Origin of the sequence: Ferribacterium limneticum, from assembly GCF_020510625.1 — a bacterium.
In the GTDB taxonomy this organism is placed as follows: domain Bacteria; phylum Pseudomonadota; class Gammaproteobacteria; order Burkholderiales; family Rhodocyclaceae; genus Azonexus; species Azonexus limneticus_A.
The window spans coordinates 2455910-2473768 of the sequence record NZ_CP075191.1 but is presented as its reverse complement, the minus strand read 5'-3'; the positions used below and the strand labels follow the sequence as shown (position 1 = coordinate 2473768).

The window sequence follows — 17859 nt, the reverse complement described above, 5'->3', positions numbered from 1 at the left end:
GGGGGCATTTGCCCCGCCGCAATCAGGCATGCGTCTCACCAAACTCAAACTCGCCGGCTTCAAATCCTTCGTCGACCCAACCGCTGTGGCCGTTCCCGGCCAGCTGGTCGGCGTCGTCGGCCCCAATGGCTGCGGCAAATCCAACATCATGGATGCCGTGCGCTGGGTGCTGGGCGAATCGAAAGCCTCGGAGCTGCGCGGCGAGTCGATGATGGACGTCATCTTCAACGGTTCGTCGAACCGTAAGCCGGTGTCGCGTGCTTCCGTCGAGCTGATTTTCGAGAACCTGCTCGGCCGGGCGCTCGGCCAGTGGTCGCAATACACCGAGCTGTCGGTCAAGCGCACGCTGACGCGGCAGGGGCAGTCGGATTACTTCATCAACAACCTGAAAGTCCGGCGCAAGGACATTACCGACCTCTTTCTCGGTACCGGCCTCGGCCCGCGTGCCTATGCCATCATCGGCCAGGGCATGATCTCGCGCATCATCGAGGCGCGGCCGGACGACCTGCGTGTATTCCTGGAAGAAGCAGCCGGCGTTACCCGCTACAAGGAGCGGCGCAAGGAAACCAACGGCCGGCTGGAGGATACCCGCGAAAATCTGCTGCGCGTCGAGGATATCCGCCAGGAACTCGGCAACCAGATGGAGCGGCTGGAAGTGCAGGCTGAAGTGGCGCGCCGCTACCAGGGCCTGAACGAACAGCTGGTCCAGCGCCAGCAGGTATTGTGGCTGCTCAAGAAGCGTGAGGCCGAGGCCGAGCGGCAGCGGCTGTCGCTGGAAGTCGAGCGGGCCGTGACCGAACTTGAAGCGCAAAGCGCCGCACTGCGCGAAACCGAAGCGCGTGCCGAGGAAACGCGTGAGGCCCATTTTGCCGCCGGCGATGCTTTGCACAATGCACAAAGCGAGATGTACACGGCCAATGCCGAAGTTGCCCGGCTGGAGGCGGAAATCCGCCATCGCCGCGAGTCACGCAGCCAGCTTGAAGCTCGCCTGGCTCAGCTTGAGGACGAGCTGAAGCACTGGAGCGAGACGGCCGAGAGGCTGGCGGAAGATCGCCTGAAGTGGGAAGAAACCCAGGAAATCACCAAGCTGCGTGTCGAAGAGGCCGAGGAGCGTCTGCACCAGCAGATGAATATTGCGCCGCAGGTGGAGGAAGACCATGCCCAGGCTCAGGAGGAACTCCAGCGTTTGCGAACGCGAACGACCAGTGGCGAACAAAAGCTGGAAGTCGAGCTGACCAACAAGTCGCATGCCCAGCGCGCCCTGCAGGCGATCATCCAGCGCCGGGAACGCTTGCGCGAGGAAACCTTCGGCGAGGCGCCGGACGAACTGGAACTGGCCGAAAAGGAAGAGGAACTCGCCCTGCTGCGCGAGGAGTTGGCTGGCGACCAGGACCATCTGCAACAACTCCAGCAGGAATTGCCGCAACTGGAATCCCGCCGTCGCGAAGCGCAGGCTGAGTTGCAGCGCATCGAGCGCGAGCTGGCCGCTGGTCAGGCTCGCCGCGCCGCGCTGGAGCAGATGCAGGCGCGCACCCAGCAGACCGGCAAACTGCCGGAATGGCTGCGCCGCCACAATCTGGAAGGCGCACCGCCGCTGTGGCAGAGGATTCAAGTCGAGGCCGGCTGGGAGGATGCGGTCGAGGCTGTGCTGCGCGAGCGCTTGAGCGCCATCGCCTGTGACGACCCCGCCAAGATCGACGAATGGCTTAACGACCGGCCGGAAGCCCGACTGGCCGTGGTTCTTGGCGCCTCCAGTCATTCCCGCGAAGGCGGGAATTCAGATGCCGCGGGAGCGACGCTGGCGGCCCGCGTGCGCAGCGACGATCCGGCGATCCGCAGCGTGCTGGTCGACTGGCTGGGTGCCGTGCGTACGGCAGAATCGCTGGCTGACGGGCTTACCCGGCGCGGCGAACTGCCGGATGGCGGCTTGCTGGTGACTCGTGGCGGCGATCTGCTGACCCGCAACAGCGTTACTTTCTTTGCACCGGATCAGGGCGAGCATGGTTTGCTTGAGCGCCAGCGCGAAATCGAGGCCCTGGCCGAAGGTGTCGCCCTGGCCGAAGAGCAGGCCGAGAGCCTGCGCGAGCAACAGGCGGTGCTCGATGAGCAGCTCGAAGACAAGCAGGAAGAAATGGGCGAGATTCGGCAGTACGTCACCGATCGCCAACAGCGTGTACATGCGGTGCAGATGGAAGTGCTCAAGCTGACGCAGGCCATCGAGCGCTACAAGGAACAGAAAGAGCGCATCGCCGAGCAGTTGGCTGAACTGGCCGAGGAGGAAGAGGGCGAACGCGAACGGGAAATGTCGGCCGATGAACGCATCGAGGAAATCCGCGACGGCCTGGGCCGCATCCGCGTGTTGGTCCATGGTGCCCAGTCGCGGCTCGACGAGTGCGAGCGTGCCGTGCGTGCCGAGCGTGAGCGCAACGCCGATCTCGATCGTGCCTTGCGCGAAGCGCAGTTCTCGCTGCGGGAAAGCGACGGTAAGTTGCAGGATGTTTTCGCCCAGCAGGCGACGGCTCAGCGCGAACTGAATCGCATCGAGAAGGACCGGGCGCAGTGCGCCGAGCAAGTCGAGGCAGCGCCACCCGATGTCATGGAAGGTGCCTTGCAGGCGGCACTGGAGGCGCGCCAGGCAGCCGAGAAGGTGCTGGCTGAAAAGCGCGATGCGCTGGAGTCGGCGACCAATGCGCTGCGTGGTTTCGAGGAACAGCGTCTGCGCATCGAGCAGGGCCTGGAGCCGCTGCGCGTTCGCATCGGCGACCTCAAGCTGAAGGAGCAGGCGGCGGCGCTCAATACCGAGCAGTTCGCTCAGCAGCTGGTCGAAGCCGGCGCTGACGAAGCAGCGCTTCAGACCGAACTCGGCAACGCCCGACCACCGGCCTTGCAGGGCGAAATCACCCGCCTGGCCAACGCCATCGCCGAGCTTGGTGCGGTCAATATGGCCGCCTTGCAGGAGCTGGAAACAGCCACCGAGCGCAAGGGCTACCTCGACATGCAGGCGGCCGACCTGAACGAGGCGATGGAAACGCTGGAAAACGCCATTCGCCGCATCGACCGCGAAACGCGCGACCTGCTGCAAAGCACTTTCGACACGGTCAACGGCCATTTCGGGCAACTGTTCCCGGAATTGTTCGGAGGCGGTCGGGCAGAGCTGGTGATGACCGGCGAGGAAATCCTCGATGCCGGCGTCCAGGTCATCGCCCAGCCGCCAGGCAAGAAAAATTCGACCATCCACTTGCTGTCCGGCGGCGAAAAGGCGCTGACGGCGATCGCGCTGGTGTTTTCCATGTTCCAGCTCAATCCGGCACCGTTTTGCCTGCTCGATGAGGTTGATGCGCCGCTCGACGACAGCAATACCGAACGTTTCTGCGCCATGGTCAAGAAAATGTCAGGTGCAACGCAGTTCCTGTTCATTTCCCATAATAAAATCGCGATGGAAATGGCCGAGCAGCTGGTCGGCGTCACCATGCAGGAATCCGGCGTGTCGCGCGTGGTGGAAGTGGATATCCAGGAAGCTTTGAAAATGAGGGATGCTGCCTAGTGGTCTGTTTGGCGCGCCCGGGAAAGAGATTGAGATGACCGAACTCCAGATGGGATTGATTGGCCTGGGCGCGACGGCGGTGGTCGGCGTCCTTGGCTACAACAAGTGGCAGGAATATCGTCAGCGCAAGCTGGCCCAGGCGGTCATGAAACCGCATCACGAAGACGTGTTGCTGGGCGATGGGCCGAAAGCTTCGCCTTCGCCAGCCGAGATCGAGCGCAACGAACCGGAAATCCGTATCGAGGCAGCACCGTCGGTTGAGGAGCGCGTTGAACCTGTCTTCGTTGACCTGCATCCGACCTTGCCTTCGGATGACATGCAGCCAGCCAGTACGCCTGTTGCAACGCCGGAAATGCCGGTCTTTGTTGATACGCCACTTCCCCCTGTCGAGACTCTGCCGGTTGCCCCGGTTGCCGACGAGGAAATGCCGGAAGTGGCGGCTGGCGAAGTGCCGGCCGAACTACTCGACCCGCGGCTGGAATTCATTGTCGCCATGGAACTGGTCGAACCGGTATCGGCCATCCAGATACTGCATTCGCAACGTTCCATCTTGCATCGCTTGAACAAGCCGGTGCATTGGGTCGGCTTCAACGAGCGGACCCGCGAATGGCAACGCCTGGCGCCGGACTGCGACCTGAACCTGCGTCGCCTGCGTGTTGGCCTGCAACTGGTCAATCGTCTGGGACCGGTTTCCGAAGGCGATGTCACCATCTTCACCAATGCCATGCAGGCCCTGGCTGACGAATTGATGGCCGTGGCCGACATGCCGTCGTCTCGCGTGCTTGATCAGGCAGCGGAAATCGACAGTTTCTGTGCCGCAGTCGACCTCGAAATCGGCCTGAATCTGGTCAGTCGGGCCAGCGCCTTCTCCGGGACAAAGATACGCGCCCTGGCTGAAGCAGCGGGCATGGCGCTGGGTGTCGATGGCCTGTTTACCCGTTACGACGATAACGGCCGAGCCCAGTTCAGTCTGCAGAACTACGAAAGCACGCCATTCTCGGCCGATGCCCTGCGCACGGTAACGACACACGGTTTGACCTTCCTGCTCGACGTGCCGCGGGTTGATCACGGCGAGCGCGTCTTCATGCAGATGAGCGAGATCGCCAAGCGCTTTGCCGATACGCTGCAAGGCGCGCTGGTCGATGACAATCGCCAGCCCCTGAGCGAGTCGCAACTCGACCACATTCGCCGCGAATTCATCGGCAAGCCGCAGGCGACAATGGCCAGCTTCGGCCTGCCCGCCGGTTCGCCCCAGGCCCTGCGGCTCTTTTCCTGATGGCGGTTCCGGCAGTGACAGTCGAGCGCGCCGCCTGGCTGCGCGCCGAACTGGACAGGCATAACCATGCCTATTACGGACTCGATGCGCCTACCATCCCCGACGCCGAGTACGACAGGCTGTTCCGCGAACTGCAGGGGCTGGAGGCTGAATATCCCGAATTGCTGACCGCCGATTCGCCGACTCAGCGCGTTGGTGCTGCGGCGCTCAAGGAATTCCCGCCCCGCCTGCATGGCGTGCCGATGCTGTCGCTGAACAATGCCTTTGCACCGGAAGAGGTCGAGGCCTTCGACAAGCGTGTCCGTGACGGTCTGGAAACGATCGCCGCGATCGACTACGCCGTGGAGCCGAAATTCGACGGATTGGCCATCAGCCTGACTTATGAAAACGGTCTCTTCACCTGCGGCGCGACGCGCGGCGATGGTGTGACCGGCGAGGACGTGACGCCCAATTTGCGCACCCTGCGCTGCATTCCGCTGCGCTTGAGGGGCGAGGGCTGGCCGGCGCTGATCGAAGTTCGCGGCGAGGTGCTGATGTTCAAGGCCGATTTCGCCGAGCTGAATGCCCGGCAGCGCGAACGTGGTGACAAGGAGTTCGCCAATCCGCGCAACGCGGCGGCTGGTAGCCTGCGTCAGCTCGACTCGAAAATAACGGCCGGGCGACCGCTGTCCTTCTTTGCCTACGGCGTCGGGGCGGGTAGCAATGAACTGGCCGTCAGGACGCATGGTGAATTGATGGATCGACTGGCTGGCTGGGGTTTTCCGGTGGCCGTCGAGCGCGGTGTCGTTACCGGTTCGCGCGGCTTGCTTGGCTATTTCGCGGAGATTGGCGAAAAACGTCCGGCGCTGCCCTACGACATCGACGGCGTCGTCTACAAGGTCAATCGTCTCGACTGGCAGGACCGGCTGGGCTTTGTCTCGCGGGCGCCGCGCTTTGCCATCGCCCACAAATTTCCGGCCGAAGAAGCGCTGACCGAAGTGCTCGGCATCGACGTCCAGGTTGGCCGCACCGGGGCGATCACGCCGGTTGCCCGCCTGAAGCCGGTTTTCGTCGGTGGCGTGACGGTGACCAATGCAACCTTGCACAACGAGGACGAGGTGCGACGCAAGGATGTCCGGGTGGGCGATACAGTGATCGTTCGTCGCGCCGGTGATGTGATTCCCGAGGTCGTCGCCATCGTTCCCGAGAAGCGGCCGACCCGCGACCTGTTTGGCGGCGAGCCGCTACACCCGCCGTTCGAGTTGCCCAAAACCTGCCCGGAATGTGGCTCAGCCGTAACGCGCGGCGAAGACGAGGCGATTGCCCGCTGTACCGGCGGCCTCTATTGCCCGGCCCAACGCAAGCAGGCGCTGTGGCACTTTGCGGCGCGGCGGGCGATGGATATCGAAGGCCTGGGCGACAAGCTGGTCGATCAGCTGGTCGATGCCGGGCTGGTTCATTCGCCGGCCGATCTCTATGGCCTGAGCGTCGAGACGCTGGCCGGACTGGAACGCATGGGTGAAAAGTCGGCCCGGAATCTGGTCGCCGCCATTGCCCAGAGCCGGCAGACGACACTGGCCAGATTCATATTTGCGCTCGGTATCCGCAATGTCGGCGAGGCGACGGCCCGCGACCTGGCCCGGCATTTCGGGCAACTGGAAGGCATTATGGGGGCCGAGGCGATAGCCTTGCAGCAGGTGCCGGATGTCGGCCCGGTGGTTGCGGCCAGCATCGTCGCTTTCTTCAACGAGTCACATAACCGTGAAATCATTGCCCGCTTGCTGGCGGCCGGCTTGCAATGGAGCGAAGGGCAGCCCGCCGATTCGGGGCCAAAGTTGCTGGCCGGCAAGACGCTGGTTCTGACCGGTACCTTGCCGACGCTGAAACGTGACGACGCCAAGGCGATGATCGAGGCGGCGGGCGGCAAGGTCGCTGGCTCGGTATCGAAGAAAACGGATTACGTGGTCGCCGGCGAGGAAGCCGGTTCCAAGCTTGAAAAAGCGCAGGAACTGGGTGTGTCGGTGATCGATGAGGCTGAATTGTTGAAATTGCTCGAAAAGGGAGTCGAAGAATGAAGAAAGTTCGCAAAGCGGTGTTTCCCGTCGCCGGCATGGGGACGCGTTTCCTGCCCGCCACCAAGGCCAGCCCCAAGGAAATGCTGCCCATCGTCGACAAGCCGCTGATCCAGTTTGCCGTTGAGGAAGCTGTCGCCGCCGGCATCACCGACATGGTTTTCGTGACTGGTCGTTCCAAGCGTTCGATCGAGGATCATTTCGACAAGGCCTATGAGCTGGAGAGCGAACTGGAGGCGCGCGGCAAGCACCAGATGCTTGAGTTCGTTCGCAACATGATTCCGAAGAACATCAACTGCATCTACATCCGTCAGGCCGAAGCGCTGGGTCTCGGCCACGCCGTGCTGTGTGCCAAGCCGGTGATCGGTGACGAGCCTTTCGCGGTTATCCTGGCCGACGACCTGCTCGATGGCAAGCCGGCCGTCATGAAGCAGATGACCGATACCTACGACTACTACCGCTGCTCGGTGCTCGGCGTGCAGGACGTGCCGCGTGCCGACACGCGCAGCTACGGCATCGTCGATGCCCGTGCGGTGGCCGATCGTGTGGAGCAGATCAATGCCATCGTCGAGAAGCCGAAGCCCGAGGACGCGCCGTCGACGCTGGCTGTGGTCGGTCGCTACATCCTGACGCCGCGCATCTTCCATCACCTGGAAAACGTCAAGCCGGGTGCCGGTGGCGAAATCCAGCTGACCGATGGCATCGCTTCGCTGCTCAGCGAAGAGCAGGTGCTGGCTTACCGCTACGAGGGTACGCGTTACGATTGCGGCTCCAAGCTCGGCTACCTGCAGGCGACGGTGGTATTTGGCCAGCGTCACCCGGAAGTCGGCGCGGATTTCGACGCCTACCTGAAAACGCTGGGAGCCTGAATGGACTTGAAAAAAGCCCAGGCCATGCTGGCCAACGCCGAACTGATCCACAGCGAAGCGGTTGTTCAGGGGGCGGTGACCGAAGTGGCTGCCGCCATTCGTGAGCGGCTGGCCGACAAGTATCCGCTGGTCCTGTGCGTGATGACCGGTGGCGTGGTGTTCTGCGGTCAACTGCTCACCCAGCTCGATTTCCCGCTCGACTTCGACTACCTGCACGCTACGCGCTACGGCCCGGAAACGCAGGGTGGCAAGATTTCCTGGCGCTCCGCGCCATGGACTTCGGTCAAGGGGCGCTCGGTGCTGGTCGTCGATGACATCCTTGACGAAGGGGTGACGCTGGCTGCCGTCAAGGAAAGCCTGCGCCGCATGGGCGCCGAAGAGGTGCTGACGGCCGTTTTCGCCGACAAGCTGAACGGCAAGGAGAAACCGATTGCCGCTGATTTTGTCGGCTTGACCGTACCGGACCGTTTCGTCTTCGGCTTTGGCATGGATGCCGGTGGTGTCTGGCGTAATCTGCCGGCCATCTACGCCATGAAGGATGATGTGTGAGCGGTGCGACTGTCGCTGAGTTCATCGGGTACTGGGAAGCCGAAGGGCAAGCCTATGTCCGGCGTGGCGACTATGAGTGGATGGCGTCGCTGGTCCCCGGCAAACGTGTGCTGGAAATCGGCTGCGGCGTTGGCTTTGCGACGCAGGCCCTGGCCGGCCGTAGCCTGGCGGTGCTCTCCATCGACTCGCTGGCTGAGTGTCTGGAAACGACCCGGCCGCGTGTCGCGGGCAATGATGTCACCCTGTTGCTGGCCGATATTTCCAAGCTGACCGACGAGCAGCGGGCAGTGATCGACGCCTTTGCGCCGGACACAGTCGTCTGCTGGCTGATGGGCGCCCCGGCAGAAGTCACTGGTGCGACGCCAAGCGATGCCGGCAAAGCGGTCATCGCCTATCGCGAAAAGATCCACCGTGTCGTGGCCGAACTGGCCGCCAGCTTGCCGACCGTGCAGTTTCTGCATTTCGTTGATCGCACCGTCATTCCCTGGCAGGCCAAGGATATTGGCAGGGATACGCTGGTTGGTTACCACAATGGCAAGACACTGGCTGAGTTGCCATTTGCCGGCGAGCGGCGCAATGCGCTCTACCGCAAATTGGAAGAAAACACGGCCGAGATGGCCCGGATGAAAACGCACCCGTCGCTGAAAGGCGCGGTGCCGACGCTGGCATCACTGCTGGCTGAAAGGAAGAATTAGCATGCTGGCAATCATTGGCGGCAGCGGTCTGACCACGCTGTCCAACCTCGACGTATCGCACCGGGAAGTTGTGCGTACCCCTTACGGCGAAGCTTCAGGAGCCCTGGTTTTCGGGCAGATCTGTGGCCAGCCGGCGGTCTTCCTGCCGCGCCACGGCTACGGCCACACCATCCCGCCGCACATGGTCAATTACCGGGCCAACATGTGGGCGCTGCACCACCACAAAGTCAGCGGCGTCATCTCGGTGGCCTCGGTCGGCAGCATCCGCGCCGACCTGCAGCCGGGCGACATCGTTTTGCCGGACCAGATCATCGACTACACCTGGGGGCGCAAATCGACCTTCTTCGACGGTGTTGGCACGCCGGTCACCCATGTCGATTTCACCGAGCCTTACGACGCCGAATTGCGCCGCCGCATTCTCGGTGCCGGCCAACAGTTGAGCATCGATATCAAGGTCGATGCGGTTTATGCCGCAACGCAAGGCCCTCGCCTCGAAACGGCGGCCGAGATCAACCGGCTGGAGCGCGACGGAGCGGATGTGGTCGGCATGACCGGCATGCCCGAGGCCATCCTGGCCCGCGAACTGGGCTTGCCCTATGCGGCGATCAATGTCGTGGCCAATCATGCGGCCGGCCGCGGCAGCAGCGTCAATGGCATCCATTTCGAAAGCCTGGAGCATGTGCTGCAGGAGGCGATGGGGCGGGTCAAGTCCGTCGTCGAGAAACTTGTTGGCAGCCCGGACAATTGCCTGCCGATGGGGATTTCGGTCTAGTCCGTTGGTCGTTGTGCAGACACGATGACGTAATGCGCCGTGGCTAATCTGGAGGTTCTAACAACCTCCGGATGGCCGGCGCAATGACTGATCGAACATCCTGCGAGGGCTCGCCTTCCGGCCAGTTGGCGGCGGCAGCGGAAATCCTGGTTGGAGCCCGGTGCATGCTTCCGGTGCTCGCCAGATACGCCTGTTTTGCCACCATTCGGCGAATTCATTGCTGCGCATTCCTGACCCTGACCCTGCTCGGGGCTGGCCAGGTGCTGGCCGAAACCGCCGATGGGCGCATCCCGCCCAAGGCTCGCACCCAGGTCGAGCGAGGCGAAACGATCAATTTGCTGATTCACCTTGCCGAGGATGTCGCGCTGTTGCCGGAAACCGGACGCAGGGCGGCGATCACCAGACCGGCGCTACGTCGCGCCATCAAGGAGCAGATGCTGACAGCCGTCGTCGGCAAGAATCTCGAACGCCTTAAGACCTACGATCAACTGCCGATGCTGGCAGTGCGCGTACGCGATGTCGCGGCCCTGGAGCGTCTGGCTGCCCGCAGCGAAGTGCTCGAGATATTTGAAGACATTCCGCTCTATCCCATCCTGAGCCAGAGTCTGCCGCTGATCGGCCAACCGACCGCCAGTGCCGTCGCGCAGCAGGGGAGCGGCACAGCCATTGCGGTGCTCGATACCGGCGTCGATTACACCAACGCTCTCTTCGGCAGTTGTACGGCGCCAGGTGTTCCCGCTGGCTGCAAGGTGGCAGTCGCCCTGGATACCGCGACGGATGACGGAGGGCGGGATGACAATGGGCATGGTTCAATGGTGGCCGGCATCGCTTCGTCGACGGCGCCGGCGGCGAAGATCATTGCGCTGGACGTTTTCGACGGCGACAGTGCTTCCAGTGTCGATGTCGTCGAAGCCATCAACTGGGTGATCGCTAATCGCGTTACCCACAACATCACCACGATCAACATGAGCCTGGGTGGCACGACCAAATTCACCAGTGCGTGCGATAACGGAAATCCGTTTCGGGTGGCAATCCAGGCGGCGCGCACGGCAGGTATCGTCAGTTTTGTTGCCAGTGGCAACGATGGGTACACCGATGGAATTTCGATGCCGGCTTGTACCACAGGGGCGGTTGCCGTGGGGGCCGTCTACGATGCCAATGTTGGCGGCCTGACCTGGACGTCCTGCACCGACAGCACGACCGCAGCCGACCGGGTTGCCTGTTTTTCCAATAGTTCCAGCCAGCTCGGGCTACTGGCGCCGGGGGCGCTGATCTCCGTCATCGGCTCGTCGGGCGGCGGCACCTCCTTTGCCGCACCGCATGCCGCCGGGGCCTATGCGGTTCTGCGCGGTGCACGCCCGACCGAGAGCGCCGAGGCCTCTTTGACTCGCTTGAGCAGTTTCGGCGTTGCGGTCACCGATGGCCGGAATGGCCTGAGCTTTCCGCGGATCAATCTGGCTGCAGCATTGCAACTGCCGGCCAACGATGCCTTCTCCTCGGCGACGGTGATCGCTGGTCGCAGTGGCTCCATTCTTGGCAGCTCCGTGCTGTCGACCGCCGAAAGCGGCGAACCGGCACATGCAGGCGCCTCACCCAATCGCTCCGTATGGTGGAAGTGGACAGCGCCGGCCGGCGGGGATGCGACATTCACTACCAGCGGCAGCGGATTCGACACGGTGCTGGCTGCCTACACCGGCAGCACGGTTGGTGCACTGGCGTCTGTCGCGGCCAACAACAACGAATCGGGCTCGCTGACGAGCAGCAAGATCAGCTTTCGTGCTGCGGCGGGAACCACCTATTTCCTGGCTGTCGCCGGCAATGCCGGGGCTACCGGCGCCGTCTCGCTGAACTGGAGTTTGGTCGAGCCGGTGGCAGACTTGGCCGTCACTTTGGTGGCAACACCCGATCCGGCGGAGGCGGGGAGCGATGTCACCTACACGGCGACGGTCACCAATAACGGCCCTTACCTGGCGGAATCGGTACTGCTCAACATCGCGCTACCGGCCGATGCGACGATTCGTTCGGCCAGCAGCGGTTGCACGGTGGCGATTGGCGCAGTGGCCTGCGAACTTGGCAACATGGCCGTGGCTCAAGCGCTGACCCGACAGGTGGTCGTGCTGGCGGCGGCGTCCGGAAATCTGACGCTTTCGGCCAGTGTCGACGGGGCTTGGGGCGATCTGGTGGCGAGCAACGACAGCGCCAGCGGTTCGGCGGTCATTGTCGCAGCGCCAAGCAGTGACAATGGCGACGTTCCTTTGCCCGCCTGGAGCCTGCTGTTGATGGCGGTCGCGCTGTGGCGCGGCGTCGTTACGAGCCGGCGCTAAGCTGCTTGGCTTCAGTGTCCAGAGATGCCCGTCGGTCCTGACTGAGCGCCAGTATCGCCATGGCGCCGAGTGCGACCCCGATGCCCAGTCGGCCGCCGCCGTGGAGGAAGCGGTGTGCAGCCATCAACGGCGAGAAATGGTCGGGATCGTAGGCGGCGAGAAACATGTCCCATACATAGGCATGCAGGGTGAGCGGGATGTCGATCAGCATGAAGAGCAGGCCGCCGGCACTGGCCAGGGCGGCGCGCCCGAGTCGCCGGCTGATTCCACCCGGCCAGGCGAGGGCCAGGCCAAGGCCGATGGTCAAGGGTTGGAGCATGGCGCCCACCGTTGTGGTGACTTCCAGCCAGCCCTTGGGGTGCGGTTGGACCACCTGCGTGCCGACGACCGCCATGCGAAGCAGATTGACCTTCAGGCGGATCACCGTGTCCTGGCTGGTGTGGTCGATACCGAGGAAAAGAATGACAAAACGGTCGTCAAGCCAGACGATCAGTGTTTGGACCAGCGGTAGCAGGAATTCGACCAGATGCCGTCCGCCAAGCGCGGCCAGGGCGATCGACAGGGCAAATCCGGCGAGCAGCCCGCCAATGGCGGCGGCAGGTTCAGGCCACTCGGCGGCGGAGGGCGTGGAGGATGACATAGAAATAGCCGGCAGTCAGCGCCACAAGCAGGGCAGGCAGGACGGCCGTGTGCAGGATGTCGAACCAGCTGCGGTCAGCGCGGAAGGTGTAAAAGAGCGTCAGGATACGGGCCTGATTGAGCAGAAAGACCCAGCCAAGGCCGGCGCCGAGTGCCAGTAATCTGCTGCGCCAGGGCATGCGGGTGGCGATGAAGGCGGCAATCAGCAGAAACATCACTTCGGTGCCTTCGCAGCCGTTGAGGATGTTGAGGCCGCCACCCGATGCCTTGATGCTCGATCCGTTCGCTCGGGCGGCAATTTCCGGCGTCAATGTGCGGACCAGCATGGCGGCCGGAACGACAGTGGCCTGATCAATAACCAGGCGCTCGACCCAGGTGCCACGGGCCGACTGCCATCCCCACTGCAGCAGTGCGAAAACCGCCAGAAAAAGAATCAGCGAGCCGGCGGCCGGGCGTGGCTGGCGGGATTCGGGCTGGTCGACGCCCCCGTCGGGCAGGTAGGCGGTGCCAGTGGGTGAGCGCAGGAGCATGGCTGTCGCGGAAGTGGATATCCATGCATGCTGCATGAAGTGCGTGACAAACTGGTGACCGGCCTGGTTTCACCGGGCACCGCTTTCCCGGCGCCCGTGAAATCCCTTAAACCTTCAGCCGCTCCATCAATTCCGTTTCCAGACGGATGCGGTTGTGGGTATCCCGCAAGTCACCGCCGCTGATCAGGAAGACGTCTTCCGCCCGTTCGCCGAGCGTGGTGATCTTGGCCGTATGCAGATAGGCGCCATGCTCGGTGAGCGTGTTGGCCACCGTGTAGAGCAGACCCGGGCGGTCGGCGGCGACCAGCGACAGGATGAAGTGCGTACCCTTTTCGTCGCCACGGATGCTGACTTCCGGCTTGATCGGGAAATGCTTGACCTGTCTCGACAATCTGCCCGACGACGGTACGTCTGGCGGCATCTGGTGCAACAGGCGCTGCTCCAGTTCATGCTCGATATAGGCCACCATTTCGCGATCGTTGTCGCGGTCTTCGACATCCAGCACAACGAAGCTGTCCAGGGCGTAGCCATGGGCCGTGGTGTGAATCTTGGCATCGACGATGCTGTAGCCGGCACGGGCGAAGAAGCCCACGATGCGGGCGAAGAGATCGGGTTGATCCTGGGTGTAAACCATGATCTGCAGGCCTTCGCCTTCCTGATACGGACGGGCCCGGACGACCGGCTGGTTGTTGTAGATCCGGTAATGCAGGGAGCGCGTGTGCCAGGCGATTTCTTCGGCCGAGTGGCGCAGGAAATAGACGGTGTCGAGCTGCTTCCACAGGCGTTCATGCACGGTGGCCGAGAGCGCGAAGAAACGCAGCAGGCGCATTGCTTCAGCCTGGCGTTCGGCAATGATCCCATGCGCTGCCGGTGCCTCACCCTGATTGATGTGGTGGCTTGCCTGGTAGTAAAGGTCGGCCAGCAGCTTGCCCTTCCAGTGGTTCCAGACCTTCGGGCTGGTGCCGCGAATGTCGGCATGGGTCAGCAGGTAGAGCGCCTGCAGGTGGCGGGTGTCGCCGATCAGCCGAATGAATCTGGCGATCACTTCGGGGTCGCTGAGGTCTTCCTTCTGGGCGACCTGCGACATGACCAGGTGATTTTTGACCAGCCAGACCACCAGCTCGGTGTCCTCTTCGTTCAAGCCGTGATCGATGCAGAACTCGCGGGTGTCGACCGTGCCGAGTTCGGAGTGGTCACCGCCGCGCCCTTTGGCGATATCGTGGAAGAGGGCGGCGATATAGAGCAGCCAAGGCTGCTCAAGCTCGCTCATGATCCGTGAGCACAGCGGGTATTCGTGAGCGAATTCGCTCATCGTGAAGCGGCGGATGTTGCGCATGACCTGCAGGATGTGCTGATCCACGGTGTAGACGTGGAACAGGTCGTGCTGCATCTGGCCGACGATGCGCCCGAAATTCGGCAGATAGGTGCCGAGGATGTCGAGTTGATTCATGCGCCGGAATTCATGGACGACACCACGCTCGCCTTGCAACAGCTTCAGGAAGGCGGCACGGTTTTCCGGGGCGGCGCGGAATTCCGGTGTGATCTGCTCCCGGGCGCGCCACAGGGCGCGCAGGGTACGAGCCGTCATGCCGAACAGTTCATGGCTTTCCTGCATGACCAGGAAACTGTCCAGGATGGCCGCGGGTTGGCGTTCGAACAGGTTTTCGTCGCGGATGTCGAGCAGGTTGCCGACCATCTGGAAATTTTCGTCGAGCTGCTGCGGCGTTTGCTCGCTCTCCGGGGTAAGGGCAGCCCCCATGTTTTGCAGCAGGATGGTATTGAGCACGGTCACCGTCTTGGCATTCCGGTAATAGACCTGCATCAATTGTTCCGAGGCGCGCTTGGCCTCATTCGAAACGAAACCGTAGTTGGCGGCCAGGTTGCCCTGGTAATCAAAAAGCAGGCGATCCTCACGCCGACCCAGCATGAAATGAAGGCGGATGCGCAGGTGGCGCAAGTATTCCTCGCATCGCTCGGCCCGAAGCATTTCTTCCTCGGTGACAATCCCGCCTTGCTGCAACTCAGCCCAGGTCGATCCGTAGCCGGCCGCCTTGGCAATCCAGAAAATGACCTGGATGTCGCGCAGTCCGCCGGGCGACTCCTTGCAGTTCGGCTCCAGGCTATACGGGGTCTCGTTGAAGCGCAGGTAACGTTCCTGTTGTTCCAGGCGCTTCGCTTCGCAGAAGAGCAGCGGATCGAGATTGCCGCGCAGCCGTTTCTGGAAAGTGGCAAACAGCTTGGCGTTGCCGGTCAGCAGGCGTGCTTCAAGTAGCGCGGTCTGTACGGTGATGTCGCTGGCCGCTTCATTCAGGCATTCCTGGACAGTCCGCACGCTATGGCCGATTTCCAGGCCAATATCCCAGAAATGCCCCACCAGCCTTTCGAGCTTTTCCTGCAGGGTGGCACTGGCTTCCTGCGGCAACAGGATGAGCAGGTCAATGTCGGATGCCGGATAAAGTTCGCCGCGCCCGTAGCCGCCGACCGCCGCCAGAGCCAGGGAGGCCGGAAAGTCCAGCGACTGCCAGAGTTTTTCGAGGACGGCATCGACATGCTGGCAACGTTCCCTGAGCAAGGCCGGGGCATCGTTGCTTTGTTCGTAATTCAGTCGCAGCTGGTTTTGGTTGGCCTTGACTTCGGCCCGCAGGGCGGCAACGTCGCAGGCCATCAGCCGATCCAGTCAGGCTTGGGGCGGCATCCGGCCGAGAGGGTCAGCACCTCGTAGCCGGTCTCGGTCACCAACACCGTATGTTCCCACTGCGCGGACAGGCTGCGGTCCTTGGTCACGATGGTCCAGCCATCGGCCATTTCACGGATTGCTGCCTTGCCGGCGTTGATCATTGGTTCGATGGTGAAGATCATGCCCGGCTCCAGTTTCGGGCCGGTGGCCGGCTTGCCGTAATGCAGCACCTGCGGATCTTCGTGGAATTTCTTGCCGATGCCGTGACCGCAGAACTCGCGAACGACCGAATAGCCACTCTTTTCGGCGTATTTCTGGATGACGGCGCCGATGTCGCCGAGGAACGCGCCTGGCTTGACGACCGAGATGCCCAGCCACATGCATTCGAAGGTGATTTCGCACAGGCGCTTGGCTTGGATCGAGCCTTCGCCAACAATAAACATCCGGCTGGTGTCGCCGTGATATTCGTCCTTGATGGTCGTGATATCGAGATTGATGATATCGCCGCTCTTCAGCACGCGCTCGCCCGGAACGCCGTGACAGACCTGCTGGTTGACCGAAGTGCAGATCGATTTCGGGTAAGGATCGTAACCGGAAGGGGCGTAGTTGAGCGGGGCGGGGATGCAACCTTGGACATTGACCATCAGGTCATGGCAAAGCTTGTCCAGTTCGTCGGTTGTGATGCCGGGTTTGACGAAGGGTTCGATGTAGTCGAGAACCTCTCCGGCGAGACGCCCGGCAACTCGCATTTTTTCGATTTCTTCCGGGGTCTTGATGGTGATGCTCATGGTTTTTCTATGGTGCGTTGGGGATGGAGAAGGATAAATGATGGGGCTTGTTTCGCAAAGCAGGGCGCGGCGGAAATGGCATACTGCACAGGTTTTCAACTTGCTCGTATTGCGATGAAGATTCTTCTGCTCGGTAAGGATGGTCAGGTCGGCTGGCAGTTGCAGCGCTCTTTGGCGCCGCATGGTGAGGTCGTGGCTTGTGGTCGGGCGCAGTGCGATTTGTCCGATCCCGAGCAGATTCGTTCCGTGGTGCGCGAAGTTCGCCCTTCCGTCATCGTCAATGCCACGGCTTACACGGCAGTCGACAAGGCGGAATCCGAAATTGAACTGGCGCAACGCATCAATGCCGAAGCGCCCGGTATTTTGGCTGAGGAAGCGAGGTCGCTCGATGCCTTGCTGGTCCATTACTCGACGGACTACGTCTATGACGGCACCAAGACTTCTCCCTATCTGGAAACCGATCCGACAGCGCCACAGAGTGTCTATGGCCGGACGAAGCTGGCTGGCGAAGAGGCGATTCGCGCCGCTGGCGGCAAGTCGCTGATTTTTCGAACCAGCTGGGTATTCGGCGCGCGCGGCGGCAACTTCGTCAAGACCATCCTGCGTCTGGCTAGGGAAAAGGAAAGTCTGAATGTCGTTGCCGACCAGATCGGCTCACCGACCCCGGCCGCCCTGATCGCGACGGTGACCGGCGTTGTGCTGGCCATGCTGCATCAGGGGAAACTGCTTGAGCCGGGCGAAAACCGTCTGTATCACCTGGCGGCTGCCCGGCCGGTCAGTTGGTGCGAGTTTGCCCGGACGATCGTCGGGCTGGCCGGACAGGCGCCCGGCTTTGATCTGCGCCTGAAGCCCGAGGCGATACAGGCGATATCCACGGCGGAATATCCGACGCCGGCGCGCCGTCCGGCCAATTCACGACTCGACTGCAGCCGACTGGAGAACGACTTTGGTTTGCAGATGCCGGACTGGCAGCCTTACCTTGAACGGATGCTGCAATTGCTGGCCTTGAAGCAGAACGGCTACTGAACCGCCATTTGGGCTTTTTAGTTGTCCCGTGTGCTGCTATAATCGTTGGGTTTTTCTCGGTCATCATGGCTGGAAAAAACGGTTGCCTGCGTGGTGCAGGCGACCAAAATCCACACATC

At 62.3% G+C, this 17859-nt stretch carries 13 protein-coding genes; 9 read left to right on the top strand and 4 right to left on the bottom strand.

Annotation, left to right across the window (positions count from 1 at the left end; all coding sequences use genetic code 11):
- The first annotated feature begins 28 nt into the window (after positions 1 to 28).
- The 8 genes from smc to KI617_RS11740 all read left to right on the top strand — a co-directional run bounded on the left by smc (position 29) and on the right by KI617_RS11740 (position 12080).
- On the top strand, positions 29 to 3544 hold the full coding sequence (smc, locus tag KI617_RS11775) for a chromosome segregation protein SMC (protein ID WP_226446467.1): 3516 nt from the start codon (positions 29 to 31) through the stop codon (positions 3542 to 3544).
- A 34-nt stretch (positions 3545 to 3578) separates the two neighbouring features.
- On the top strand, positions 3579 to 4820 hold the full coding sequence (locus KI617_RS11770; protein ID WP_226446465.1) for a cell division protein ZipA C-terminal FtsZ-binding domain-containing protein: 1242 nt from the start codon (positions 3579 to 3581) through the stop codon (positions 4818 to 4820).
- Positions 4820 to 6874: an NAD-dependent DNA ligase LigA gene (ligA, locus tag KI617_RS11765; RefSeq protein ID WP_226446463.1), complete on the top strand. Its 2055-nt coding sequence runs from the start codon at positions 4820 to 4822 to the stop codon at positions 6872 to 6874. The genes KI617_RS11770 and ligA overlap by 1 nt, the downstream gene beginning before the upstream one ends.
- Positions 6871 to 7740, top strand: coding sequence for a UTP--glucose-1-phosphate uridylyltransferase GalU (gene galU / locus KI617_RS11760; protein WP_226446461.1), 870 nt, complete (start codon positions 6871 to 6873; stop codon positions 7738 to 7740). The genes ligA and galU overlap by 4 nt, the downstream gene beginning before the upstream one ends.
- A complete protein-coding gene (locus KI617_RS11755) occupies positions 7741 to 8289 on the top strand; it encodes a hypoxanthine-guanine phosphoribosyltransferase (RefSeq protein ID WP_226446459.1) in 549 nt (182 codons plus the stop codon).
- Positions 8286 to 8984, top strand: a complete 699-nt coding sequence (locus KI617_RS11750; protein WP_226446458.1) for a class I SAM-dependent methyltransferase — start codon at positions 8286 to 8288, stop codon at positions 8982 to 8984. The genes KI617_RS11755 and KI617_RS11750 overlap by 4 nt, the downstream gene beginning before the upstream one ends.
- Position 8985: 1 nt before the next feature.
- A complete protein-coding gene (locus KI617_RS11745) occupies positions 8986 to 9756 on the top strand; it encodes an S-methyl-5'-thioinosine phosphorylase (protein ID WP_226446456.1) in 771 nt (256 codons plus the stop codon).
- 83 nt (positions 9757 to 9839) lie between these two features.
- On the top strand, positions 9840 to 12080 hold the full coding sequence (locus KI617_RS11740; protein WP_226446454.1) for a S8 family serine peptidase: 2241 nt from the start codon (positions 9840 to 9842) through the stop codon (positions 12078 to 12080).
- Here KI617_RS11740 and KI617_RS11735 read toward each other — a convergent pair.
- The 4 genes from KI617_RS11735 to map all read right to left on the bottom strand — a co-directional run bounded on the left by KI617_RS11735 (position 12064) and on the right by map (position 16714).
- Complete coding sequence (locus tag KI617_RS11735; RefSeq protein ID WP_226446452.1) at positions 12064 to 12720, bottom strand: hypothetical protein; 657 nt, start codon at positions 12718 to 12720, stop codon at positions 12064 to 12066. The genes KI617_RS11740 and KI617_RS11735 overlap by 17 nt on opposite strands.
- Positions 12683 to 13249: an exosortase/archaeosortase family protein gene (locus tag KI617_RS11730; RefSeq protein WP_226446450.1), complete on the bottom strand. Its 567-nt coding sequence runs from the start codon at positions 13247 to 13249 to the stop codon at positions 12683 to 12685. The genes KI617_RS11735 and KI617_RS11730 overlap by 38 nt, the downstream gene beginning before the upstream one ends.
- Positions 13250 to 13355: 106 nt before the next feature.
- The gene (locus tag KI617_RS11725) at positions 13356 to 15914 is read right to left on the bottom strand and encodes a [protein-PII] uridylyltransferase (RefSeq protein ID WP_226446448.1); all 2559 of its coding nucleotides are present in this window, start codon (positions 15912 to 15914) and stop codon (positions 13356 to 13358) included.
- Positions 15914 to 16714 (bottom strand): type I methionyl aminopeptidase, encoded by an 801-nt coding sequence (gene map, locus KI617_RS11720; RefSeq protein ID WP_226446446.1) that lies wholly within the window; start codon positions 16712 to 16714, stop codon positions 15914 to 15916. Before map ends, KI617_RS11725 begins: the two co-directional genes overlap by 1 nt.
- Positions 16715 to 16828: 114 nt before the next feature.
- Here map and rfbD point away from each other — a divergent pair, with 114 nt between their 5' ends.
- On the top strand, positions 16829 to 17740 hold the full coding sequence (gene rfbD, locus KI617_RS11715; protein ID WP_226446445.1) for a dTDP-4-dehydrorhamnose reductase: 912 nt from the start codon (positions 16829 to 16831) through the stop codon (positions 17738 to 17740).
- Positions 17741 to 17859 lie beyond the last annotated feature (119 nt).